Origin of the sequence: Pseudomonas sp. G34 (assembly GCF_031119625.1) — a bacterium.
Classification (GTDB): domain Bacteria; phylum Pseudomonadota; class Gammaproteobacteria; order Pseudomonadales; family Pseudomonadaceae; genus Aquipseudomonas.
The window spans coordinates 37,355-59,897 of sequence record NZ_JAVHZV010000020.1 but is presented as its reverse complement, the minus strand read 5'-3'; the positions used below and the strand labels follow the sequence as shown (position 1 = coordinate 59,897).

Annotated in this window: 19 protein-coding genes; 12 read left to right on the top strand and 7 right to left on the bottom strand. The window is 66.5% G+C overall.

Annotated features, from left to right (window positions below):
* Positions 1 to 97: 97 nt before the first annotated feature.
* Positions 98 to 1,045: a helix-turn-helix domain-containing protein gene (locus QYS36_RS13855; RefSeq protein WP_308840030.1), complete on the top strand. Its 948-nt coding sequence runs from the start codon at positions 98 to 100 to the stop codon at positions 1,043 to 1,045.
* Positions 1,046 to 1,078: 33 nt separating this feature from the next.
* Entirely contained in the window at positions 1,079 to 2,311 is a 1,233-nt protein-coding gene (locus tag QYS36_RS13850) for a multidrug effflux MFS transporter (RefSeq protein ID WP_308840029.1), read from the top strand.
* 7 nt (positions 2,312 to 2,318) lie between these two features.
* Here QYS36_RS13850 and QYS36_RS13845 read toward each other — a convergent pair whose 3' ends face one another.
* Both QYS36_RS13845 and QYS36_RS13840 read right to left on the bottom strand, forming a co-directional pair.
* The gene (locus tag QYS36_RS13845) at positions 2,319 to 2,939 is read right to left on the bottom strand and encodes a LysE family translocator (RefSeq protein WP_308840028.1); all 621 of its coding nucleotides are present in this window, start codon (positions 2,937 to 2,939) and stop codon (positions 2,319 to 2,321) included.
* Between the two features lie 165 nt (positions 2,940 to 3,104).
* Positions 3,105 to 4,307, bottom strand: coding sequence for an FAD-dependent oxidoreductase (locus QYS36_RS13840; protein WP_308840027.1), 1,203 nt, complete (start codon positions 4,305 to 4,307; stop codon positions 3,105 to 3,107).
* 143 nt (positions 4,308 to 4,450) lie between these two features.
* Here QYS36_RS13840 and QYS36_RS13835 point away from each other — a divergent pair, with 143 nt between their 5' ends.
* Entirely contained in the window at positions 4,451 to 5,953 is a 1,503-nt protein-coding gene (locus QYS36_RS13835) for a PLP-dependent aminotransferase family protein (protein ID WP_308840026.1), read from the top strand.
* 105 nt (positions 5,954 to 6,058) lie between these two features.
* Here QYS36_RS13835 and QYS36_RS13830 read toward each other — a convergent pair whose 3' ends face one another.
* The 3 genes from QYS36_RS13830 to QYS36_RS13820 are packed head-to-tail and all read right to left on the bottom strand — an operon-like array spanning position 6,059 to position 9,220.
* Positions 6,059 to 6,403 carry a YdbL family protein gene (locus tag QYS36_RS13830; RefSeq protein ID WP_308840025.1) on the bottom strand — a complete coding sequence of 115 codons (345 nt, stop codon included), beginning with the start codon at positions 6,401 to 6,403 and terminating at the stop codon, positions 6,059 to 6,061.
* A gap of 10 nt (positions 6,404 to 6,413) precedes the next feature.
* On the bottom strand, positions 6,414 to 6,605 hold the full coding sequence (locus QYS36_RS13825; RefSeq protein WP_308840024.1) for a YnbE family lipoprotein: 192 nt from the start codon (positions 6,603 to 6,605) through the stop codon (positions 6,414 to 6,416).
* Between the two features lie 20 nt (positions 6,606 to 6,625).
* Positions 6,626 to 9,220, bottom strand: a complete 2,595-nt coding sequence (locus tag QYS36_RS13820; RefSeq protein WP_308840023.1) for a YdbH domain-containing protein — start codon at positions 9,218 to 9,220, stop codon at positions 6,626 to 6,628.
* A gap of 525 nt (positions 9,221 to 9,745) precedes the next feature.
* On the opposite strand from QYS36_RS13820, the gene QYS36_RS13815 reads away from it, so the two are divergent.
* Both QYS36_RS13815 and rmuC read left to right on the top strand, forming a co-directional pair.
* Positions 9,746 to 10,153, top strand: a complete 408-nt coding sequence (locus QYS36_RS13815) for a sel1 repeat family protein (protein WP_308840022.1) — start codon at positions 9,746 to 9,748, stop codon at positions 10,151 to 10,153.
* Between the two features lie 43 nt (positions 10,154 to 10,196).
* Positions 10,197 to 11,684 (top strand): DNA recombination protein RmuC, encoded by a 1,488-nt coding sequence (rmuC, locus tag QYS36_RS13810; protein WP_374990455.1) that lies wholly within the window; start codon positions 10,197 to 10,199, stop codon positions 11,682 to 11,684.
* 9 nt (positions 11,685 to 11,693) lie between these two features.
* Here the strand turns inward: rmuC and QYS36_RS13805 are convergent, their stop codons facing one another.
* Positions 11,694 to 12,032, bottom strand: a complete 339-nt coding sequence (locus tag QYS36_RS13805) for an FKBP-type peptidyl-prolyl cis-trans isomerase (protein ID WP_308840021.1) — start codon at positions 12,030 to 12,032, stop codon at positions 11,694 to 11,696.
* A gap of 351 nt (positions 12,033 to 12,383) precedes the next feature.
* Entirely contained in the window at positions 12,384 to 15,860 is a 3,477-nt protein-coding gene (locus tag QYS36_RS13800; protein ID WP_308840020.1) for a hybrid sensor histidine kinase/response regulator, read from the bottom strand.
* 228 nt (positions 15,861 to 16,088) lie between these two features.
* On the opposite strand from QYS36_RS13800, the gene QYS36_RS13795 reads away from it, so the two are divergent.
* From QYS36_RS13795 to QYS36_RS13765, 7 genes are all read left to right on the top strand, one after another.
* Positions 16,089 to 16,658, top strand: a complete 570-nt coding sequence (locus tag QYS36_RS13795) for a GNAT family protein (protein ID WP_308840019.1) — start codon at positions 16,089 to 16,091, stop codon at positions 16,656 to 16,658.
* Between the two features lie 3 nt (positions 16,659 to 16,661).
* Positions 16,662 to 17,015, top strand: coding sequence for an AraC family transcriptional regulator (locus tag QYS36_RS13790; RefSeq protein ID WP_308840018.1), 354 nt, complete (start codon positions 16,662 to 16,664; stop codon positions 17,013 to 17,015).
* A gap of 340 nt (positions 17,016 to 17,355) precedes the next feature.
* Complete coding sequence (locus QYS36_RS13785) at positions 17,356 to 18,066, top strand: AzlC family ABC transporter permease (protein WP_308840017.1); 711 nt, start codon at positions 17,356 to 17,358, stop codon at positions 18,064 to 18,066.
* On the top strand, positions 18,066 to 18,395 hold the full coding sequence (locus tag QYS36_RS13780) for an AzlD domain-containing protein (protein WP_308840016.1): 330 nt from the start codon (positions 18,066 to 18,068) through the stop codon (positions 18,393 to 18,395). Before QYS36_RS13785 ends, QYS36_RS13780 begins: the two co-directional genes overlap by 1 nt.
* Positions 18,396 to 18,528: 133 nt before the next feature.
* Positions 18,529 to 19,146 (top strand): glutathione S-transferase, encoded by a 618-nt coding sequence (locus tag QYS36_RS13775; protein WP_308840015.1) that lies wholly within the window; start codon positions 18,529 to 18,531, stop codon positions 19,144 to 19,146.
* A 181-nt stretch (positions 19,147 to 19,327) separates the two neighbouring features.
* Positions 19,328 to 21,394, top strand: coding sequence for a pyridoxamine 5'-phosphate oxidase family protein (locus tag QYS36_RS13770; RefSeq protein WP_308840014.1), 2,067 nt, complete (start codon positions 19,328 to 19,330; stop codon positions 21,392 to 21,394).
* A gap of 46 nt (positions 21,395 to 21,440) precedes the next feature.
* On the top strand, positions 21,441 to 21,905 hold the full coding sequence (locus tag QYS36_RS13765; protein WP_308840013.1) for a DUF1348 family protein: 465 nt from the start codon (positions 21,441 to 21,443) through the stop codon (positions 21,903 to 21,905).
* The last annotated feature ends 638 nt before the right edge of the window (positions 21,906 to 22,543 follow it).

The window sequence follows — 22,543 nt, the reverse complement described above, 5'->3', positions numbered from 1 at the left end:
GCCGGGATGGGCAAAAGGCGCGTTTCGCTACAGCGCCTTTCACCGTCGGAGCCACCTGTGGCGAATCGTTACAGACAAGCCGTGGAGTGCAGCCATCATGTTTGCAGAAGTCCGTTCCTTCAATGACCCACAACAACACGCCGGCTCGATTCTGGGCTGGCGCCAGGTGTACGACCAGCTCGGCCGTGGCAGCCTGAGCAGCAACCTGCAGCAGGTTTCGTCCGAGCGCTTCCAGATCTTTCAGGAGGTGCTCGACAAGCGTGTGGTGCAGCACGGTTATGCGCCAAAAGGGCGCCTGTGCCTGGCCCTGGTGCTCAACCCGGTCTGTGCGCCGGTGGTGCAGAAGCACGAGGTCGGCTCCCACAGCGTGGTGCTGCTGCGCGACGGCGAGGAGTTTCTGCTGCATGCGCCGGAGGGCACCCACTTCTTCGCCGTAACCGTCGACACCGTGCGCTTTGCCAGGCTGGCAGCGCTCGAACTGCCGCAGCAGCAACTCGACCTGCTCAAGAGCGCCTCGCAGATCGGTTTACCCGATGTGGCGCTCAAACGTTTCCATCAGCAGATCTACCCGATGTTTCAACACCTGCTGCACAACGCTAACGCCGTCAGCACCGCCGCCGAGAAGTTGCTCGAAGACAGCCTGATCGACGCCCTGCTGGACTTGTTCGGCAGCGCGCAGAACGAGTGCCGCGGGCGGCATGGCAACTTCGCGGTGAGCTCGTACCTGGTGAAGAAGAGCCAGGAGCTGGCGCTCGATTGCGTCGATGAGCCAATCAGCGTGCTCGATCTGTGCGAGCGCCTGCGCGTCAGCCGGCGAACCCTGCAGAACAGCTTCCACGTGGTCGCCGGTATTCCGCCGGTGGAGTACCTGCGCAACCTGCGCCTCAACGCGGTTCGTCGGCGGCTGGCCAGCACCCCGACCGGGGTCTGTGGGGTGGGCGAGGCAGCGGCGCAGATGGGCTTCTATCACCTGAGCCACTTCTCGCGAAACTACCGCGGCCTGTTTGGCGAATACCCGTCCGAAACCCGCCGTGCATCCGGCTGACCGATCCCTTTTCGCCTACCCGAGAGCGCTCGAATGTCTTCGCAAACCCGGCCACGCTGGCTCGTGTGGCTGCTGGCCACGCTCGCCGCCTTTTCACCGTTGTCCATCGATACCTACCTGCCGAGCCTGCCGGACATCGCCCGGGAGCTGGGCACTCGGGATGCCCAGGTACAGTTGACCATCGGTGTGTTCCTGGCCGGGCTGTGCTCGGGCATGTTGCTCTATGGGCCGCTGTCGGATCGCTACGGGCGCCGCCGGCTGTTGCTGGGCAGCCTGCTGTTGTACATCCTCGCCTCGGTGGGCTGCATCTGGGTAACCAGTGTCGAGCAGTTGATCGTGCTGCGCTTCATGCAGGCGGTCGGCGGCGCCGGTGCGCTGGTGCTGGCCAGGACCGTGGTGCGTGATCTGTATCCGTTGAGCGAGGCGGCGCGGGTGCTGTCGCTGATGCACGTGATCGCCATGGTCGCCACGCTGCTGGCGCCGATCATGGGCACCTATCTGGTGCTGCTCGGCGGCTGGCGGATCATTTTCGTCATGCTGTCGCTGCTCGGCACCGCTTGCCTGGTGGCGGTCGCGACAGCCCTGCAGGAAAGCCTGCCGGTCGAGGCACGCACCCATTCGGTACTGGCCTCGTTCCGCCACTATGGCACCGTGCTGCGCGACCCCTTGGCGCTGTGCTACATCCTGGCCATGGGCCTGTCGGTGGGCGGCATGTTCGCCTTCATCACCGCTTCGCCGTTTCTGTTCATCCACCACTTCGGCTTTTCGCCACGGGCCTTCAGCCTGCTGTTCGGGCTGAACATCGCCGGCATCATCCTGGCGACCGTCATCAATGCCCGCCTGGTTCGCCGCCTCGGCCCATTGCAGATGCTCGGCTTCGGCAGTGTGGTCGCCGCCTGCGCCGGGGCGCTGTTGATCGTCATCGGCTTGACCGGCTGGGGGCAGCCGTTCTCCATCACCGGCGGCGTGCTGCTGTTCATGGGTATCAGCGGCATGATCGGCGCCAACTGCATCGCCAGCCTGATGAGCCTGTTCCCGGGCAATGCCGGCGCCGCCGTGGGCCTGGGCATTTCCCTGCAGTTCGCCTGCGGTGCGCTGTTCAGCTGGCTGGTCAGCGTGTTGGCCGACGGCACGGCGCGGCCCATGTGCCTGGTGATCGGCGTCGCGGGCCTGGGCAGCCTGGCGTGCTACCGGGGCATCCGTCATCTGCTGGGCAAACCACGGCGCGCCAGCCTCTACCAGGCATTGAATGGTGAAGGGCGCTGAGCCGCCCTCAGCTCGCCAGCAGCCCGGCCATGCCCACCGCCAGGGCGATCAGCACCAGGCCCGAGAGTCGCTCGAGCAGCGGCAGGGCACGCTGGAAGCTGCGCAGCAGGCGGCCGTTGCCGATGGCCAGCGCCACCAGCAGGTCCCAGCCGAGCACCACGGCAAACATCCAGATGCCATAGAACACCTTCCAGCCGGCACTGGAATGGGCGCCCAGCATGCTCGCCAGGCTGACGTAGAACAACGCGTTCTTGGGGTTGAGGATGCCCGACAGCAACCCCATGCCGGCCGCCTGCAACCAGGAGAGCCGCGCGCCAGGCGGCGCCTCGCCCGGGGCCTGGAGCAGGCTGCTGCCGGCATGGCGGATGAACAGCACGCCCAGGTACAGCAGGTACAGGCAGCCGACCAGTTGCAAGGTGATGAACGCTGGGCTGCCTGGCTGCAACACCGATACGCCGGTGAACGCCGCGACGATGAATACCCCGTTGGCCACGGCGATACCCAGGCAGGCGCCGCTGGCGACTCGCCAGCCTGCGGCCAGGGACGTGCGGGCGACCAGAAAGAAATCCGGGCCGGGGGAAATCAGCGCCAGGAAGTGGGCGGCGGCAATGATCATGAACTGCTGCATGGTGGGCGTCGCTCATCAGAAAAAGACGCCCGCAGTCTGTCGCCGCGTGCAGCGGCGGTATTGAAGAAAATCGTCAGCCGTCAGGCCGACGCCGCCAGGGCAGGCCCAGGGGCAGCGCCGCCGCGGATGCCGCCAGGCCGGGCCAGCATCGCGCGGGCACGGCCGTTACGCCACCACCGGGATCAACGGATCAGCCGCGGCCAGGGCGCTGGCGCGGACGGCGGCGGGTGGGTAGATCCACTCGGTATTGATCTGGGTTTTCAGCTGCTTGCCCTCGGCGCCGGTGAACATCACCTTGCGCTCCCAGCCCTCACTGAACACCGCGCCCCAGGCGCCGAGGTCCAGGCAGGTGACGTACTTGGGCTGGCGATAGTCGATGGGGGCCACGCCGAGCAGATCGGCGGCCGCGTTGTTGCCGGCCGAGCGGCCCAGGGCAATGGCATGCTGGCAGCTCATCAGCGCGTGGTGGCCCTCATCGTCGACGGCGGCGAAGGCGGTGTCGCCGGCGGCATACAGATTCGCCAGCCCGGCGACCTTGAGGGTGCGGTCCACATGCAGGCGGCCCTGGCCATCGCGCTCGGCGGCCAGCTGGGCGGTAAGGGGGGAGGCCTGCACGCCGACCGTCCAGATCACCGTCAGCGCCTCGATGCGCTCGCCGTTGGCCAGGGTGACACCGCCGGCATCCACGGCGCTGACCGACGTGCCCAGGCACCAGGTGACGCCTTGCTGGGCGCTGGCCTCGGCGATGAGCGGCGCCATCTGCGTTCCCAGGCTGGCGCCGATGCGCTCGCCCCGGTCGACCACGATCACGCGGAGTGCCGCCTCGTCGCCGAGAATTGCCCGCAGGCGGGCCGGCAGTTCGGTGGCGGTCTCGATGCCGGTGAAGCCGCCGCCGGCGACCACCACGGTATTGCGGGCCAGGCTCTCTGGTAACTCGGCCAGGCCGAGCAGGTGCTGCTCCAGCGCGATGGCCTGCTCCAGGCTGTCGACATCGAAGGCCTGCTCGACGCCGCTCAGGGGCGGGCGCTTGACCTGGCTGCCGCTGGCCAGGATCAGGCGACTGTAGCTCAGCTGCTGCTCTGCCTGGTGTTGATCGTGGTAGGTGACGCACTGGCTGGTGCTGTCGATGGCGCTGACCCAGCCCGCGATGAAGCGCACGCCCACGGCGGTGAACAGGGCGTCGAGCGGTGCGTTCATGCGTGCTACATCCGCCTCGTAGAAACGCGGGCGCACATGCAGTTCGGCCTTCGGTGCGATCACGCACACCTCGATGTCGTCGCGGGCCTGCAGGTCGAGCAGGCGGGCTGCGCTCAGGGCGCTCCACAGGCCGGCAAAGCCGGTGCCGATCACTAGAATGCGTTGTTTCATGGGCGAGTCCTCGAAGGTGTTTACCTGGCCGCGGCGCGGGCCAGGTTCGACACGCGGGGTGGCGATGAGCGGATTCTCTGCTTGAAGTGGGCCAGCGTATTGATCCATAAAGTGCTAAATCGATTGATCCAAGTGAGGGCGGCATGGCGGCTAACAATCAGGGGCCTCTGGTGGTATCGCTGCCCCTTGGCGCGCCGCAACCGGGCGAGAGCCTGCAGCGCTGGCTGTATGGCGCACTGCGCGAGGCGATTCTCAGTAGCCGCCTGCCGTCGGGCAGCCAGCTGCCCAGCACCCGCGCCCTGGCCGGGCATTACGGCATGGCCCGCGGCACCGTGCAGGCGGCTTACCAGCAACTGCAGTCCGAAGGCTATCTGGATACCGGCAGCGGCTATGGCACGCGGGTCTGCACGGTGCTGCCGGATGCCAGGCTCAACGCCTGCTTTCCTGGGCGGCCGGTCAGGGTGCCGGCCGAGCAACCGCGTGAAGCGCCTGCTACGGCGTGGGCGCAGCGCCTGCAGGCAGAGAAACCGGTGTTCATGAGTGGTGGTGCGCAGCGTGGCTTGCGGCCGTTCTTTCCGCACCGTGGTGACGTGCTGGCGTTTCCCATCGACCTGTGGCGCAAGCTGCACACCGCCCATCTGCGCACCTCGCGCCTGGTCGACATGCTCGATGCCGACCCGGCCGGCTTGCCCGCGCTGCGCAGCGCCATCGCCCAGTACCTGGCGATTGCCCGTGGCGTGCGGGTGGGCGCCGAGCGCATCGTCATTCTCGCCAGCGTGCAGCAGGCGCTGGACCTGACCTTGCGGCTGGTGGTGGCGCCTGGCGAGCGGGTGTGGATGGAAGACCCCGGCTACCCCGGCGCGCGGCAGTTGATGAAGGCCAGCGGCGTGGCGATGGTCGATGTACCGGTGGACCGTGAAGGCCTGCAGGTCGAGGTGGCCATGGGCCTGGCGGCGGATGCGCGGCTGGCCTATGTCACCCCCTCGCACCAGGCGCCACTGGGCGGCGAGCTGTCACCAGGGCGGCGCCTGGCGCTGCTGCGCTGGGCCAGCGAGCGCGGCAGCTATATCTTCGAGGACGACTACGACAGCGAGTACCGCTTCGTCGCCAAGCCGATTCCGGCGCTGCGCAGCATGGCCGGTGCCGATGCCTCGGTGATTCTCGCCGGCACCTTCAGCAAGCTGCTGTTTCCCTCGCTGCGCCTGGCCTACGTGGTGCTGCCGCCGCAGCTGGTGGAAGGCTTCACGCGGCTGGTGTCGCTGACCGCGCGGCATGCCAACAGCCTGGCCCAGGCGGTGCTGGCGGACTTTATCGAGCAGGGCCATTTCGACCGGCACCTGCGCCGCATGCGCAAGCTGTATGCGGTGCGTGCCGAGGCCTTCACGCAGGCCGCCGAGCGGCACTGGCAGGGGCTGATCGAGGTGCCGCCGATTCGCGCCGGGCTGGATGTGGTGTGTCGGCTGCACGGCATCGATGAGCTCGAGGCCCAGGCGCGCCTGGCCGAGGCGGGCATCGACGTGCTGCCCTTGCAGCACTATTGCGTGAAGGCCCAGGCACCCGGGCTGGTGATGGGCTTCGCACCCTATGAGGAGGCGGCCATCGATGAGGCCGCCAGGGACGTGGCGCGGCTGCTGCGCCGCCCCTGAACGTGGCTCAGCGCGCTAGCCCGGGTAGGGCGAAGCGCCCGGGAAACCGCCGGGGAAGCGCCCACCGCCAGAGCGCCTGCAGACGTCTGCCGGCGTTGCTTCAGGTCACTTGCGGCGCCACTGGCCCTGCTGCTGGATGTACTGGCCTGCCGGGGTCCTGTCGATGGCCTTCTGGCCGGCGATGGTTTCCACGTCGCTGAGCTGGATGCCGTTCTGCTGGGCGAGCTTCTGGTACTCGGCGCGCCGCGCGGCGTTGATCTGCTTGGCGATTTCTTCGGCCTGGCCGCCGGCTTTGACCACGCCCAGGTAGCCATTGGGCATTTCGCCAAGCTGGCCGCTGGCCTTGGCATCACCCAGGGCGGACATTGCCTCGTTGAGGCTGATGGCATGGGCCGGCAGGCTCAGGCTGAGCAGCAGCAACAGGGCGGCGAAGGGTTTGATCAGGTTCATGCGTGGCTCCTCAGAACAGTCCGCTGGATTCACTGAACATGTCGTCCAGCGCCTTATCCACCTTGATATAGATCTCGTGCTCGATCTTCACATTCAGGTTGATGTTGATCGGCTCGTTGGGCATCGCCAGCTGTACCGTCGGGGTACAGGCCGTGGTCAGCAGCCCCAGCAGCAGGGCGGTGATGGAACTACGCAAGCGCATGGCGCTTCTCCTCGTCAAGGCTACTTGGGGGCGGTGTTGCGCTGCAGCATTCGCTGCTGCACGCGCCGCGTGATGATGTCGTTGACCCGGTCGGTCAGCTGCAGGCTGGCGAGCAGGCTGGGGATGTCCTCCTCCAGGTTGATGTTGAAATGAATCGGCCGACCGTTCTCGATGGCCGGGTTCTGGCCTTCCAGGCGCATCACCAGGGTCAGCGTGCCGTGCTGATCATAGTCGACCGCGCTGTTCAGGGTGGTGAACCTGAAGTCCTCCAGGGATCGTGTCACCAACTGCATCGCCGGGTTGCTGCGGCCCAGGGCCTTGATCCGTTCCGAGCTGAACTGCAGGTGCCCACCGGGCTGGCGGGCAGCGACATGGCCTTGCTCGATCTCGATGCCGTTCTGGCCCAGGCGCATTGGCAGGTCACCGTCCAGGGTGCCACTGCCGGCCAGGCCTTCAGCGGGGTAGAGGGCGAACAGCTGCTGGAGTTCCAGGCCGCGGAGCTTAATGGGAAATAACTGATTACCAGCGCCCAGGTTCCATTGCCCTGGCGTCAGGGTGACCTGCCCACCCATCAGCGCAGTGCGCGCCAGGTTGACCTCCAGGCGGCCCCTGGCGGCGCTGGCCAGGGGCGCTGCGTAGCGTATGCGCGTTTCCAGCGGGCCGATCGGCAGCCCAGGATTGGCCTGCTGGATTTTCAGCTGTCGTACGTACAGCTCGAAGCGCTGGCGCGCCAGCTGGAACTCCAAGAGGGTATCCACGCCGCTGAGCTCGGTGCGGTCGTAGATGCCGCCCAGGCCCTTGCCGGTCAGGTTCAGGTCGAGGCTTGGGGCGCTGCTGCCGGAGGCCAGCGTCAGGTTGGCAGCGGCGTTGAGGCGGCCGCTTTTCAGGTCGAGCAACTCGGGCCATTGCACCAGGGTCTTGGCCAACGGATTGCCCGAGCGCAGGAACAGCTCGCCGAGGGTGGCCTTGAGTTGCAGGTTCTGTTTGCCATCGAGGCCGGCATCGAGGTCGAGTTGCAGTTCGCTGTCGTTGCTCAGCGTGCCGCGCAGGGTGCCGGCCCCGTCGGCGGCCACCACCCGGCCCTGCAGGCGCCAGCCCTGGGGCTTGAGGTTGGCCTGCTGCAGGCGCGTGGTGCGCAGGTTCACCGGGCCGTTGAATTGCCAGCCATGCGGGGCGCCCTGCTGCAGTGCCAGGTTGAAGTCGCTACCGCCCAGCTTGACCTGCAGCCTTTGCGCTTCCAGCGCGGCGCCTTTCAGGCTGGCGGCCTGGAGTTGGGAGCCCCTGCCGAGGGCCAGGGCTATCGTGTTGCCGTCGGCGTGGCCGGCCAGCCTGAGATCGCTGCTCAGCTCGGCGACTTGCCAGCCGGCCTGGTTCACCCGGGCGGTGCGGGTGGTCAGGCGTGCGTCAGCGAACTGCACGGCCCAGGGCGCCGAGCTGGTCACGGCCAGGCGGCCCTGCAGATCCAGGCGGGTGGCACCGCGCAGCGCGGCGCTGAGTTTCAGCGGCAGGCTGCGCCCGGCCAGCTCGGGGCGCAGGTTGGCGAGCGGCGTATCCGCTTGCACCTGCAGGTGCAGGGTTTCGCTGCGCAGCTCCGGCGGCAGCCTCGTCAGCCAGGCGGGGTTCGGCTCGCTGAGCTGCAGGTCGGCCTCGACGCGCCCGGCGATCCACTGCCGGCCTTCATTGCGTGCCGCCAGGGCCAGCTGCCCCTGTAGCAGGCCAAGGCCGGGAGCGGGCCAGGGCTGGGGCAGATTGCCGTGCACCTCGAACTGGCCGCTCGCCGCCAGCAGGTTGTCCATCGCCAGGTCGCGGCGCGGCAGGTTCAGCTGCCAGGTAGCCTCGAGGCTGGCTTCGCCCGGCGCTGCCGGCCACTGCGTGCCTTCAGGCACTGCCCAGGCGCTCAGCAGGCTCTGCAGGGTGGCGGCCTGGGTCAGCTCGTTGGCCTCGAGCTGGCCGCTCCAGCTCAGGCCCTCATCGCGTTGTTGCAGGTCGCTGGTCAGGGTCGCTTGCGGCTGTTGATCGACCGCCAGGGTCAACTGCAGGTCCAGCGTATCGGTGCCAGGCTCGAGGTCGAGCGCGGCGGCCACGGTCTGCCCGTGATGATCGAGGTGCAGACGCAGGGCGGTGCGTTGATCTTCGCCGCGCTGCAGATCCAGGCTGCCGGTGGCGACGCAGTGTCCGCGGGCGCAGGGCAGGGTGGCGGCAAACCGGGCAATCTTCAGGCTGCGTGGCAGCAGGGCCAGTGGCGCCGCCAGCTGTTGCAGGTCGAGGTCGCCTGGCGGCGGCGAGGCGTGGTCGTCATCCGGGGCCGGCTGCCACTCGACCGACAAACGGTCGATATCCACATGCCGCCAGAACGGCAGGTTGAACGCGAAGTCACGCCAGGCCAGCTTCAGGTCGCTGCCATGCAGCTCCAGGGTGCCGGCGCTGCTGCGTTGGCGCAGCCCCAGGCTGGCGATTCGCAGGCCGTTGCCCGATAGCGAGGCGCCGTGCCAGTCGAGGGTTTCGACGCCGCTGCGCTGCAACAGGTAGCGGCCACCCAGATAAACGGCGACAACCAGCATCAGCAGCAGGGCAAGTGTGACGGACAGTCGCAGCCAGATGCGGCGGCTGAGCATGGGCGTGGGTCCATAAACCGATTAATCGGCGACGTTAACCCGAACCCGTGGGGCCTGCCAAACCATGCGTGCGGGATTGGTGCTTCACACCTTTATGGCGTAGCGGTGACAAGAGCACAATTGGTGCATGGCTGCATGCCCCGCCCGTCGTGGCGTGCCGCGAAGTCAAGGGCGATTTCGCCCTGCAAAAGGGCATTTGCGAGGGCTTGCCGGCGGACTTGTGCACAATCGAGAGGCGGCTTGTCAAGCCGCATATTGCCCCTTGTCAAACCCTGGCCAATAGCGTAGGCGCAAATATAAGTTTATGAAAAATATAGACTTTTCTGATGTGGTGAAAAAATGAACAGTTTGACCGGGAGGCCCATATCATCAGTGTTAGCAGGTATTTCGCCCATCATACCCACAAAGTTATCCACAGCTTCTGTGGATTGTCATGCGCAGCCGCTCTGCGCCGGGCCGGGGCTTTACCTGGCAACAAAAAAGAGTAGAGTGGCGCGCCTGTTCCGAAGCCCCGCTTTATCCCCTATGCCTCGCGTTTTACCCCGCTGCCAACTCGATAGCCTTCCCGTACGTGCCCAGGTTCCCGTTCGTGTGGCCACCTGGCTGCTCGATAGCCCGCGCCTGGGCCAGGCGCCCAGCGTCAAACGCATCGCCGGCCGTCTGCTCAAGCAGCCGGCACGCCAGGGTGTGGTTCAGGCGCAGAGCCGCCTGGGGCAGATGCTCTGCCGTGACTGCGGCAATACCCGTGACCGGCGCATCGGCCTGGAGCTGCTGCGCCAGGCGGCGCGTGCCGGCGACAGCCATGCGCAACTGGAGCTGGGGCGTCTGTATTGCCAGCCCCGTACCCTCGAGGCCGGGCAGGCCAGGCACTGGCTGGAGCTGGCCGCGCTGCAGGGGCAGGAAGAGGCCCGCGTGTTGTTGGAGCGGCTTTAACCCGCGCGGTTATACTGCCCGGCAGTCTTGCCTGGATGCCTTTATGCCTTTCGATCTCCTGACCCTGTTGCCGGCTTTTCTGGCCGGTGCGCTGCTGGTCGCCGTTCCTTTATGGCTACGCATGGCCGCCGCGTCGCGGCAGGCCGAGGAGATGCGCTTGCAATCGGGCCTCGCCCAGGAGCGCATGAATGCGGCGCAGCTGGCCCAGGCCGGCCTCAGTGCACAGCTGGACAACTGCCGCGACGAGCTCGCCGAGATTCTCGAGATCAAGGCCGATCAACAGGCCGAGCTGGCGGCCCTGCGCCGTGAAACCCACCTGCTGCAGAACGACCTGCAACTGGCCCGCGAGCAGCTCGAGGGGGCCCAGGCGCTGCGCGAGCGCCAGGAAGCCGAACTGCGCCGCCTGGATAGCGAGCGCGCCGGGCTGGCCGCCGAGCTGCATGAGCAGCAGGAAAACCATCAGCAGCGCCTCGAAGATCTGCAGGGCGCCCGCGATGCCCTGCGTGCGCAGTTCGCCGAGCTGGCCGGCAAGATCTTCGACGAGCGCGAGCAGCGTTTCTCGGAAACCAGCCAGCAGCGCCTCGGCCAGTTGCTCGACCCGCTCAAGGAGCGCATCCAGTCCTTCGAGAAGCGCGTTGAGGAAAGCTACCAGCAGGAAGCCCGCGAGCGCTTTTCCCTGAGCAAGGAGCTGGAGCGTTTGCAGGGCCTCAACCAGCGCCTGAGCGAGGAAGCGATGAACCTCACCCAGGCGCTCAAGGGCCAGAAGACCCAGGGCAACTGGGGCGAGCTGGTGCTCGAACGGGTGCTCGAGCATGCCGGCCTGCAGAAGGGCCGCGAGTACCATACCCAGGTCAGCCTGAAGAGTGCCGAGGGCGAGCGCTTCCAGCCGGACGTGCTGATCCAGCTGCCGGGCGACAAACAGGTGGTGGTCGATGCCAAGGTCAGCCTCACCGCCTATCAACAGCACGTGTCGGCCAGCGATGAGGCGACGCGGCAGCTGGCCCTCAAGCAGCACGTACTGTCCCTGCGCAGCCACCTCAAGGGCCTGTCGCTCAAGGATTACCAGCACCTGGACGGGCTGCACAGCCTGGATTTCGTGCTGCTCTTCGTACCGATAGAGGCCGCCTTCGCAGCGGCCTTGCAGGCCGACCCGGGGCTGTTTCAGGAGGCTTTCGACCAGCATATCGTGATCGTCAGCCCGACCACGCTGCTGGCCACCCTGCGGGTGATCGACAGCCTCTGGCGCCAGGAGCGGCAAAGCCAGAACGCCCGGGAAATCGCCGAGCGGGCCGGGGCGCTGTACGACAAGTTCGTGGCCTTCATCCAGGATCTGGACGAAGTCGGCATGCGCCTGCAGCAGCTCGACAAGGCCTATGCCGGCGCGCGCAACAAGCTGGTCGAGGGCCGCGGCAACCTGATCAGCCGCGCCGAAAACCTCAAGCTGCTCGGCGCCCGGGCCAGCAAGAGCCTGCCGCCGGAACTGCTCGAGCGAGCCGCCGGGCTGCCGCTGGATGAGCCGCTGGATGACTGAGACCGCGGCTCAGTCGTCGCGCGTCAGCACTTCCAGCAGCTCGATTTCGAAGCTCAGGTTCGAGTGGGGCGTGATCGCGCCCAGCGAACGCTCGCCATAGGCCAGGTGCGCGGGCACGAACAGCCGGCGCTTGCCGCCGACCCGCATGCCCATCAGGCCCTGATCCCAGCCCTTGATGACCCGCCCGGTGCCGATCACGCACTGGAATGGCTTGCCGCGCGAATAGGACGAGTCGAACTCGCTGCCGTTTTCCAGCCAGCCGCGGTACTGGGTGGTGATCAGCGCGCCCTTGACCACCGCCTTGCCATCGCCAAGCTGGATGTCCTCGATACGTAATTCGTCGCTCATTGCCATGGTTCCGAGAGTGCAGAGGGGCGCGTTTTTCGCAGGTAATGCGGGGTTTTGCAACAGTGGCGCGCGTCGTAGCGATGTGCAATTCGTTCACGACCGGGCCAGCCATATGTCAAACGAGAGGCGATGGCAGCAATGTGGCGGGAGCGGCCGTTCTCTATATAGGGTGGATGACGCTCTTTTCATCCACCATTGCGATCGCAGAGCGGTGGACGGATGAAGCGTCGTCCACCCTACGACTACGGCCGAAGAGCTTTGTGGGAGCGGGCCATGCCCGCTAAAGAATCACGGGCATGAACTAGGCGTCCCCGCCCGTTCCCACAGATGGTGTACCGCTTTCCGGCCGCCTTACTGCCGTGGCAGATGCCGGCTGATCAATGCCCGCAGCGCCGCCGGCTTGACCGGTTTGGGCAGGAAATCCAGGCCGGCGGCGTGCACCTGGGCGATCAGTTCGGGGCGGCCGTCGGCGCTGATCACCACGCCCGGTACCGGCTCGCCCAGGCGGGTGCGCAGCCAGGCCATCAGCTCGGTGCCGGTATCGCCTTCGTCGAGGTGGTAGTCGACCAGCGCCAGGTGCGGGCGCACGTCCTCGTCGAGCAGTTGCTCGCATTCGGCGCGGGTGCGCGCCGACCACACCTGGCAGCCCCAGCGAGTGAGCAGGCTGTACATGCCGGTGAGGATGCTTTCCTCGTTGTCGATGCACAGCACCTGGGTGCCGGTGAGCAGTTGGCCGTTGCCCGCGGGGCGCGCCCGCTCGGCTACCGGGGCCTGGCTGCGGGCGATCGGCACGGTGACGCTGAACACGCTGCCCTTGCCCGGCCAGGAGCGCACTTGCAGGCTGTGGCCGAGCACCCGGCACAGCCCGTCGGCGATCGCCAGGCCGAGGCCCAGGCCTTTTTCGGCGCGGGTCTGGTGGCTGTCCAGGCGTTTGAATTCCTCGAAGATGGTCTGCCGCTTGTCTTCGGGAATACCCGGCCCGCGGTCCCAGACCTCCAGGCGCAGCTGCCCGCCCTGGCGGCGCACGCCGAGCAGCACCCGGCCCTTGGCGTAGCGGAAGGCGTTGGTCAGGAAGTTCTGCAGCACGCGGCGCAGCAGCTTGCTGTCGCTGTCCACGCGCAGCTTGCTGCCCTGCATATGGAAGTCGACGCCATGTTCGGCGGCCAGCACCTTGAATTCGGCGCCCAGGGTGTCGAACAGGCTGTTCAGCGCGAAGGCGGTGCGATCCGGGGTGATGCGGCCGTTTTCCAGGCGCGAGATGTCCAGCAGGTCGCTGATCAGGTCTTCGGCCGAGCGCAGGGAGCTGTCCAGATGGCGTACCAGCTCCTGGGCTTCCCTGGGCAGCGCCTCTTCCTGGTGGGAGAGGGCGGCGGAGAACAGCCGGGCGGCGTTGAGCGGCTGCATCAGGTCATGGCTGACCGCGGCGAGGAAGCGGGTCTTCGAGGCGTTGGCCGCTTCGGCCACCCCGGTGGCGGTGATCAGCGCCTGGTTCAGTTGCGACAGCTCATGGGTGCGTTCGGCAACCCGCTGCTCGAGGCCTTCGTTGGCGGCCTTGAGGGCACGCTCGGCCTCGCGGAATTCGGTGATGTCGGTGAAGCTCATGACGAAGCCGCCGCCGGGCATGGGGTTGCCGATCAGCTCGATGACCCGGCCGTTGGGGAACACCCGCTCGTAGCTGTGGGCGGTGCCCTGGCGCATCCAGTACAGGCGCTTGGCGACGCTTTCCTCGACATCGCTGCTGCCAAGCATGCCGCGCTCGGCATTGAAGCGAATGATCTCGGCGATCGGCCGGCCGACGCAGATCAGCCCCTCGGGATACTCGAAGATGTCCAGATAGCGCTGGTTCCAGGCCACCAGGCGCAGCGACTGGTCGACCACGCTGATGCCCTGGCTGATGTTCTCGATGGCGCCCTGCAGCAGTGCGCGGTTGAACTGCAGCAGCTCGCTGGCTTCATCGACGATGCGCACCACGTCCTCGACCTGCATGTCGCGGCCTTCGATGGCGGCCTTGACCACCGCACGGGTCGACGAGGCGCCGAGCACGCCGGCGAGCAGCCGCTCGGTGTGGGCGATCCATTCACTGTTGGCCGGTTGCGCCGAGTTGAAGGCCTTGCCCTGGCGACGGGCGAAGTGGCTGAAGCTGTCCAGCGCGCGTTCCTCGCCGACGAAGCGGCCGGCGAGCAGCAACAGGTCGTTGACCTGCACCGCCAGGGCGCCGCGGCCGCCGTGCTTGCTGCCAAAGTCGTGGTTGACGAAGCGCCCGGCCTGCCAGTGTTCGGACACCCGGGTGCGCGAGAAGAACGACACCCAGGCGAACAGCGTCAGGTTGCCGGCCAGCGACAGCACCACGCCGCGGGTCAGGGCGTCCACTTCGAAGCCGATCGGCGCATACAGCAGGGTGCGCAGCCCGGGAAAGATATCCAGCGGCCAGCCCAGGCCACGGGCCAGCACCGGCAGCACCAGGGTGTAGATCCACAAGGCAGCGCCGGTGATCAGCCCGGCGAACACGCCGCGGCGGTTGGCCTGCTTCCACACCAGGGCGCCGAACATCGCCGGCGCCAGTTGGCCGATGGCGGCGAAGGAGATCTGCCCGATGGTCGCCAGGCTGGCGTTGGTGCCGAGCAGCCGGTAGCACACGTAGGCCAGCAGCAGGATCAGCACGATGCTCACCCGCCGCGCGGTGAGCATCCAGTGGCGGAACGCCTCGAACGGCCGCTCGGTGCTTTTGCGGTGCAGCAGCCAGGGCAGCAGCATGTCGTTGGAAATCATCGTCGACAGCGCCACCGAGGCGACGATCACCATGCCGGTGGCCGCCGAGGCGCCGCCGATAAAGGCCAGCAAGGCCAGCGCCGGGTGGGCTTCGGCGAGCGGCAGGCTGATCACGAAGGAGTCCGGGCTCACCCCGCCGGGCAGCAGCATCTGCCCGGCCAGGGCGATGGGGATCACGAACAGCGCGGCCAGCAGCAGGTACAGCGGGAACACCCAGCGCGCCAGGCGCAGGTCGCGCGGGTCGGTGTTCTCCACCACGGTGACGTGGAACTGCCGCGGCAGGCAGACGATGGCGATCATCGCCATGCCGGTCTGCACCAGCATCGCCGGCCAGTTCACCGCCTCGGCCCAGTAGGCCTCCAGCTCGGCGCTGCGTTGCGCCTGTCTGAACAGATCGCCGAAGCCGTTGTACAGCCCGTAGGTGACGAAGGCGCCCACGGCAATGAAGGCCAGCAGCTTGACCAGCGACTCGAAGGCGATGGCCAGCACCATGCCGCGGTGGTGCTCGGTCACGTCCAGGTTGCGGGTGCCGAACAGGATGGTGAACAGCGCCAGGATCACCGAGACGATCAGCGCGGTGTCCTGGGCGCGGGTGCCGGCGGGGTCGGTTTCCGAGCCGATCAGCAGGTTGACGCCAAGCACGATGCCCTTGAGCTGCAGGGCGATGTAGGGCAGCACGCCGACCAGGCAGATCAGCGCCACGACGATGGCCAACGACTGCGATTTGCCATAGCGCGCGGCGATGAAGTCGGCAATCGAGGTGATGTTTTCCTGCTTGCTGATCAGCATCATCTTCTCTATCACCCAGGGGGCGAAGAGCAGCAGCAGCATCGGCCCCAGGTAGATGGGCAGGAACGACCACAGCTGCTCGGCGGCCTGGCCGACGGCGCCAAAGAAGGTCCAGCTGGTGCAGTACACCGCCAGGGACAGCGAGTAGACCCAGGCGCGGACCCTGGGCGGCAGTGGTTTGCGGCGACGGTCACCGTAGAAGGCGATGGCGAACAGCACGGCCATGTAGAGCAGGGCGACTGCAGCGATAAGCCAACTGGACAGCGACATGCAGACTCCATGGAAACAGAAGGGCAATGATGCGAGCGGATTGGATGGCAGCCTGCGCTCGTCTGCATAGTGTCGCAGCAAAGCGGCCTAGCGTCAGGCGCTACCAAGGTCGCAGGTGCGCTGGACGGCAGCCTGGGGCACCCTGCAGGCAGTGGTTTTTAGGCAGACAGGCCGCTTGTTCGATGAGAAACTGAGCGGCCTGGCTGCGTTGTGAGTGGAGAAAAAACGATGTTCAAGCCGCAATTGATCACCCTGCAACGCGGTGCCTTGCGCATCGAGCCGTTGCTCGATGGCGATATTCCGGCGCTGGTCAGCCTGGCCGAAGCCAACCGCGAGGAGCTGCTCTACATGAGCGGCACGCAACGCCTGGACTGGTATCGCCTGGCGCTGCAGGAGCAGCGCGAGGAGCGTGCCTTGCCGTTCGTGATCCGCTTGGGTGATCAGGTGGTCGGCACCACCCGTTTTGCCGACTTCATGGCGACCCTGCCAGCCGTGGAAATCGGCTGGACCTGGCTGGACGCCGCCCAGCACGGCACCGGCCTCAACAGCATGATCAAGTACCTGATGCTGCGCCACGCCTTCGAAAACTGGCAGATGGTGCGCGTGCAACTGAAGACCGCGGCCAGCAACCTGCGCGCCCAGCGCGCCATCGAAAAGCTCGGCGCCATCCGTGAAGGGCTGCTGCGCAACCATCGCCGCCTGGCCGACGGGCGCCTCGACGACACCGTGCTGTACAGCATCACCGACCAGGAATGGCCGGTGGTCAAGGCCGGATTGGAGGCACGCTTCGGCGTGTGAGCCATGCCTGCCGGCGAGCGCATCCGCTTCTGGGAAAGCCCCGCGCTGGCCGGTGTTGAGCTGCTGCAGGCGCGCTATATCAAGCAGCGCTTCACCCCGCATGTGCATGAAGGTTTCGTGTTCACCGTGATCGAGGGCGGCGTCCAGCGCTTTCGCCATCGCGGCCTGCCGCCCTACGCCTGGCTGCAACAGCGCCGGCTGGAACAGGCGCGGGCGCTGCTGCGTGATGGTTGCGCGCCGCTGAGCGTGACCCTGCAACTGGGCTTTGCCGACCAGAGCCACCTGACGCGGCAGTTCAAGCAGGTGTATGGCGTGGGGCCGGGTGAGTACCGCAAGGCCTGCCAGCGCAGCCCGTAGCCTGTGGTTGAGCGCAGCGATACCCGGGGCAGAGTAGCGGTTGCAGCCCTGGCTACTACCTGTGGGAGCGGGCCATGCCCGCGACTTTTCGCGCGCATGGCGCGCTCCCACAAGTGCTAAGCGCAGACGCTGCTTTAAGCTGACAACGCCAGTCCGCAAAGACTACAGGCGGCTAGCTGGCAAGACACCGACCGTTACTCGGAGCCTGGTATCGCGGTGCTCGATACCGGCCACTGATCGGCGCAACTGCGCAAGATTGTTCAAGACAGCCGGGGCAGGGTGGGCTAGCCTGATGCGCTCCTGATCGCCAGCGCGATCTTTTCAGTCAAGCGATGAGCCGATGTCCCGATACCAAGAATTCTTCCAGGGCCTGCGCGACATGTTGCCGATGCTGCTCGGCGCCATGCCGTTTGGCATCATCTACGGCAGCCTGGCCGGCGCCGCCGGGCTCGACGCCTGGCAGACCATCGGCATGTCGGTGCTGGTGTTCGCCGGCTCCGCGCAGTTCATCGCCGTCAGCCTGCTGACCGGTGGCGCCACCCTGGCGGTGCTCTGGCTGACTACCCTGGTGGTCAACCTGCGCCATGCGCTGTACAGCGCCACCCTGCAACCCTTCGTGCGCCACCTGCCCAAGCGCTGGCGCATGCCGCTGGCGTTCTGGCTGACCGACGAGGCCTTCGCCGTGGTGCAGCAGCGTTACGCTCGCAGCGACGATTCGCCCAACAAGCACTGGTACTTTCTCGGTGCCGGCCTGGCCATGTATGGCAACTGGATCGGTTGCACGCTGATCGGCCTGCTGTTCGGCCAGGCGGTGCCGAACCTCGCTGCCTGGGGGCTGGATTTCGCGATGATCGCCACCTTCGTCGGTATCGTCGTACCGATGCTGCGCAACCGCCCGCAGATCGCCGCGGCGCTGGTGGCGGCCGTGACCGCGCTGATCTTTCACGACCTGCCGTACAAGCTCGGGCTGATGGCCGCTGCCTTTGCCGGCATCGTCGTCGGCGTGGCGCTGGAGCGTTATCAACGGCCGCTGCAGGAGGAGCTCTGCTGATGGACAACTGGATCCTGATCTTCGGCATGCTGGCGATCACCTTCGCCACCCGCTACAGCCTGTTCGCCTTTCCCGGCCTGCGTTTTCCCCAGGCGGTGCGCCAGGCCCTGCATTACGTGCCGACCGCGGTGCTGACCGCCATCGTGGTGCCGGCCATGCTGCTGCCCGACGGCCGTAATTGGGCGCTGAGCTGGGACAACGCCTATCTGCTGGCCGGCCTGGCAACCATCGCCATCGCCGTGGTGACCCGCCATCTGCTGGCGACCATTGGCGGCGGGCTGCTGATCTTCTTCGGGCTGCGCTGGGCGCTGGGCCAGTTGCCGATTTAATGGGCACGGGACTATTCCAGTTACCGAAATAAAGTAGTGCCAACAACGCGTATTCATCACGAAGGCATCCTGTCGCAAGCTGGTCGCACGGATCGGGGCTTCTCCCGGCCCACCGTCAACCAGGAGCCGACCCATGAAAATCCACCACGTCCCCCTGTCCGGCCACGCCCATCGCGCCGTTCTGTTCGCCTCGCTGCTCGGCCTCGAGCCCGAGCTGGTCGAGGTCGACCTGGCTGCCGGCGCCCACAAGCAGCCTGAGTTTCTCGCGCTCAACCCCTTCGGTCAGGTGCCGGTGCTGGAAGATGACGGCGTGGTGGTTGCCGACTCCAACGCCATCCTCGTGTATCTGGCCAAGAAAACCGGGCGCACCGACTGGCTGCCGGAAGATCCCGCCGGCGCCGCGGCGGTGCAGCGCTGGTTGTCCGTGGCGGCTGGCGAGCTGGCTTACGGGCCCTGTGCGGCGCGCCTGATCACGGTGTTCGGCGCCGACTTCGATGCCGAGGAAGTGATTGCCCGCGCCCACGTGCTGCTCGCCCGCCTGGAACGCCACCTGAGCGGTCGCCAGTGGCTGGCTGCCGATCACCCGACCATCGCCGACGTGGCGCTGTACAGCTACCTGGCCCGGGCGCCGGAGGGCAACGTCGACCTGTCGGCCTACGGGCAGGTTCGCGCCTTTCTGGCGCGCATCGAGGCGCTGCCGGGGTTCGTCGCGATTCCCGAGACCGCTGCCGGGCTGACCGCCAACGCCTAAGAACCTGTTCACGATCTGCTGCGCGTCGGCCCTACTGCGTTATAAACAGGCTCAGAATGCTCATTTACAGCACGTAAACTCCGCTTCCTCGCCTATTTTTGCCTTGTATGGCTCTAGCTCGCTAGCTCGTGAACAGGTTCTAAGCATCCATGCCGCCGCTGCCGCCTCCGGGAGAACAATCATGACTGATCTCGTGAATATCCCTGCCACCTGGCATCCGGGTGAAACCTTCATCCAGGAAAAACTCGGTGTCGCCGAACGGATGGCGGCGGTCGGCAAGCGCGTGGTGCGCGACTTCATGCCCGACCAGCACCGCGATTTCTATGCCCAGTTGCCGTTTATCGTGCTGGGTAGTGTGGATGGGCAAGGCGACGCCTGGGCCGGCATGCTCGAAGGGCCGGCCGGCTTCATGGCCTCGCCAACGCCTACCGTGCTGGATATCGCTGCCCGTCCCCATGCAGCTGATCCCGTCGCCCAGGGTATGGGCGAGGGGAAGGCGTTGGGCTTGCTGGGCATCGAGTTGCACAGCCGCCGCCGTAACCGCATGAATGGCGTGGTGGCGGCCGGTACCCAGGGCTTGCGGGTGAATGTCGAGCAGAGCTTCGGCAACTGCCCGCGGTATATCCAGCAGCGCGACTTCACCTTCGCCCGTGATCCGGCGGCGCCGTTCGCTGGCGAGGTGGAGCAATTGCCGGCGCTGGATGCTGCAGCGCGGGTGTTGATCGAGGGGGCGGATACCTTCTTCGTGGCGACCTATGCCGATGTCGAAGGGCAGCGCCAGGTCGATGTCTCGCACCGTGGCGGCAACAGCGGCTTCGTGCGGGTCGCGGCCGATGGCACCCTGACCATCCCGGATTTCAACGGCAACCTGTTCTTTTCCACCCTCGGCAATATCGTGCTCAACGGCAAGGCCGGCCTGCTGTTCGTGGATTTCGCCACGGGTGACGTGCTGCAGCTGAGTGGTGATGCCGAGGTGGTTTTCGATTCAGCGGAGATCGGTGCGTTTCAAGGCGCCGAGCGGCTGTGGACGTTCCGGGCCCGGCGTATCACGCGCCGCCCGGGCGCCATGGCCCTGCGCTGGGCGCTGCGCGAGGACGGTTGGGCGGACAGTTCGCTGCTCACCGGCAACTGGCAGCAGGCCGCCGACCGGCTGTGCACCGCCCAGTACGCCACGCAGTGGCGGCCGATGAAGATAGCGCGCATCGTTCAGGAAAGCCGGTCGATCCGCTCGCTGTATCTCGAGCCGGTCGATGGCGCCGGGCTGCTGCCGCACCTGGCCGGCCAGCACCTGCCGATTCGGCTGCAGCTTGGCGCCGACGAAAAACCGCTGATTCGTACCTACAGCCTGTCGGTGGCGCCGTCCGATGGCCTCTACCGGATCAGCGTCAAGCGTGAAGGGCGGGTGTCGCAATTTATCCATGACCAGTTAAGCGAGGGCGACCTGATCGAAGCCCGCGCGCCGGCCGGTGCCTTCACCCTCGACGCGCAGGCGCAGCGCCCCCTGGTGCTGCTGGCCGGTGGCATTGGCATCACGCCGCTGCTGGCGATGCTGCGTCACGTGGTTTACGAAGGCTGGCGCCAGCAGCGGATCAGGCCGGTCACCCTGTTCCATGCCGCCCGCTCGAAAGCCGAGCGCCCCTTCGACCGCGAGTTGGCCGAGCTGGTCGCTGCCGCTCAGGGGGCTATAAGGCTGGTGCGGGTGCTCAGCGATACCCGCGGTGCCCAACCGGGCGTCGATTACGACACGGCAGGGCGCATCGATATGGCACTGCTGACCCGCTATCTGGCCTTCGACGATTACGCCTTTTACCTGTGCGGGCCGCCGGCCTTTACCCAAGGGCTTTACGATGGGCTGCGCGGCTACAACATCGCCGACCAGCGCATTCATGCCGAGGGCTTCGGGCCGGCGTCGCTGGTGCGGCGCCCCGACCAGCCGGTGGCAGCCACCGTGGCGCTGCCGCCGGCCACCGAGCCGGTGCCGGTGCTGTTCACCGAGTCGCTGAAGGAAGGGCGCTGGATACCGGGCGCCGGCAGCTTGCTGGAACTGGCCGAGGCCCGCGGCCTGGAGCCGGCATTCAGCTGCCGGGAGGGCGCCTGCGGCACCTGCAAGACGCGACTGCTGAAGGGGGCGGTGAGTTACCTGAAAGCGCCCACCGCGCCACACGGCGACGACGAAGTGCTGATCTGCTGCGCCGTGCCCGCGCAAACCGAAAACACCGCTGATCAGCGCCTGGAACTGGCGCTGTGACATTCACCCACGAGCTGCGTTCTCAACCCAAACGAGGAGTTCTGCCATGTCCCGCCCACCGCTGCCGCCGTTCAATGAACAATCCGCCATCGAAAAGGTGCGCCTGGCCGAAGACGGCTGGAACAGTCGCGACGCCGCCAAGGTGGCGCAGGCCTATACGCTCGATACCCGCTGGCGCAACCGCGTCGAGTTCGTCAGCAACCGTGCCGAGGCCGAAGCCTTCCTGGCCCGCAAATGGAACCGCGAACTCGACTATCGGCTGATCAAGGAGCTGTGGGCCTTTACCGGCAATCGCATCGCCGTGCGCTACGCCTACGAGTACCGCGACGACAGCGGCCAGTGGTTCCGCGCCTACGGCAACGAGAACTGGGAATTCGCCGCAGACGGCCTGATGCGCGCCCGCCACGCCAGCATCAACGAGCAACCGATCAGCGAGGCCGAGCGCAGGTTTCACTGGCCGCTGGGGCGTCGGCCGGATGACCATCCGGGGCTCAGCAGTTTCGGTTTCTGAGCAGTTGGGTGTCATCTTCCTGGACCTTGATAGTTCTAGGGCGTTGGTAGTCTCAGATCGCCTGTAGGGAGAGGTAGATATCTGCATTCTCCCTGTGGGAGCGGGCCATGCCGGCGATTTTTCACGCGCATGGCGCGTTCCCACAAAAGCGTGTCAATACGGCTATCGCCAGTAGCTCTGAGGGTACAACTGCATAGCCGCTCTGGGCCATTCAGTTTGTAGGGTGGACGACGCTTCATCCGTCCACCGTGGCTGGTCTGAGTCATCGTGTCGTTAGTGCACTCAGTTCCGCTCTGTCGAGCGGGTTCCTTTTGACATTGCCCGGATGGCCGGCCCCGCCAAAAGAAACCAAAAGGCCTAGCCCCGCCATACGGCCCCGGCTTCGCCGGGGTTCCCTCGCTACATCGTTGCTCCGAGGGCCCGACCTAGGCGGCCCCCCACGAAGGGCCGTCCCTGGGCCATCCGGTGGGGGCGCCTAGCCTCTCGCGACATCCATGTCGCCCAAGGCTACCCGCCCGGCCCTCTTCGCAACGATTCCGCTCGGCCTTCTGAAGGGGCAGATTGGTGTCGCCTGCTGATTTTTTTGGCATGAAAAACACCCAAAGGCGAAAAACGGCCGACCGGCTGCTCCCGCCACG

What these genes read in the sequence shown, in the direction of transcription:
- QYS36_RS13800 (WP_308840020.1), bottom strand. Translation starts at nt 15,860, where the DNA reads ATGTCGCTGTCCAGTTGGCTTATCGCTGCAGTCGCCCTGCTCTACATG.
- QYS36_RS13780 (WP_308840016.1), top strand. Translation starts at nt 18,066, where the DNA reads ATGGACAACTGGATCCTGATCTTCGGCATGCTGGCGATCACCTTCGCC.
- QYS36_RS13805 (WP_308840021.1), bottom strand. Translation starts at nt 12,032, where the DNA reads ATGAGCGACGAATTACGTATCGAGGACATCCAGCTTGGCGATGGCAAG.
- QYS36_RS13815 (WP_308840022.1), top strand. Translation starts at nt 9,746, where the DNA reads ATGCCTCGCGTTTTACCCCGCTGCCAACTCGATAGCCTTCCCGTACGT.
- QYS36_RS13795 (WP_308840019.1), top strand. Translation starts at nt 16,089, where the DNA reads ATGTTCAAGCCGCAATTGATCACCCTGCAACGCGGTGCCTTGCGCATC.
- QYS36_RS13850 (WP_308840029.1), top strand. Translation starts at nt 1,079, where the DNA reads ATGTCTTCGCAAACCCGGCCACGCTGGCTCGTGTGGCTGCTGGCCACG.
- QYS36_RS13765 (WP_308840013.1), top strand. Translation starts at nt 21,441, where the DNA reads ATGTCCCGCCCACCGCTGCCGCCGTTCAATGAACAATCCGCCATCGAA.
- QYS36_RS13775 (WP_308840015.1), top strand. Translation starts at nt 18,529, where the DNA reads ATGAAAATCCACCACGTCCCCCTGTCCGGCCACGCCCATCGCGCCGTT.
- QYS36_RS13830 (WP_308840025.1), bottom strand. Translation starts at nt 6,403, where the DNA reads ATGAACCTGATCAAACCCTTCGCCGCCCTGTTGCTGCTGCTCAGCCTG.
- QYS36_RS13785 (WP_308840017.1), top strand. Translation starts at nt 17,356, where the DNA reads ATGTCCCGATACCAAGAATTCTTCCAGGGCCTGCGCGACATGTTGCCG.
- QYS36_RS13845 (WP_308840028.1), bottom strand. Translation starts at nt 2,939, where the DNA reads ATGCAGCAGTTCATGATCATTGCCGCCGCCCACTTCCTGGCGCTGATT.
- QYS36_RS13820 (WP_308840023.1), bottom strand. Translation starts at nt 9,220, where the DNA reads ATGCTCAGCCGCCGCATCTGGCTGCGACTGTCCGTCACACTTGCCCTG.
- QYS36_RS13825 (WP_308840024.1), bottom strand. Translation starts at nt 6,605, where the DNA reads ATGCGCTTGCGTAGTTCCATCACCGCCCTGCTGCTGGGGCTGCTGACC.
- QYS36_RS13855 (WP_308840030.1), top strand. Translation starts at nt 98, where the DNA reads ATGTTTGCAGAAGTCCGTTCCTTCAATGACCCACAACAACACGCCGGC.
- rmuC (WP_374990455.1), top strand. Translation starts at nt 10,197, where the DNA reads ATGCCTTTCGATCTCCTGACCCTGTTGCCGGCTTTTCTGGCCGGTGCG.
- QYS36_RS13840 (WP_308840027.1), bottom strand. Translation starts at nt 4,307, where the DNA reads ATGAAACAACGCATTCTAGTGATCGGCACCGGCTTTGCCGGCCTGTGG.
- QYS36_RS13770 (WP_308840014.1), top strand. Translation starts at nt 19,328, where the DNA reads ATGACTGATCTCGTGAATATCCCTGCCACCTGGCATCCGGGTGAAACC.
- QYS36_RS13835 (WP_308840026.1), top strand. Translation starts at nt 4,451, where the DNA reads ATGGCGGCTAACAATCAGGGGCCTCTGGTGGTATCGCTGCCCCTTGGC.
- QYS36_RS13790 (WP_308840018.1), top strand. Translation starts at nt 16,662, where the DNA reads ATGCCTGCCGGCGAGCGCATCCGCTTCTGGGAAAGCCCCGCGCTGGCC.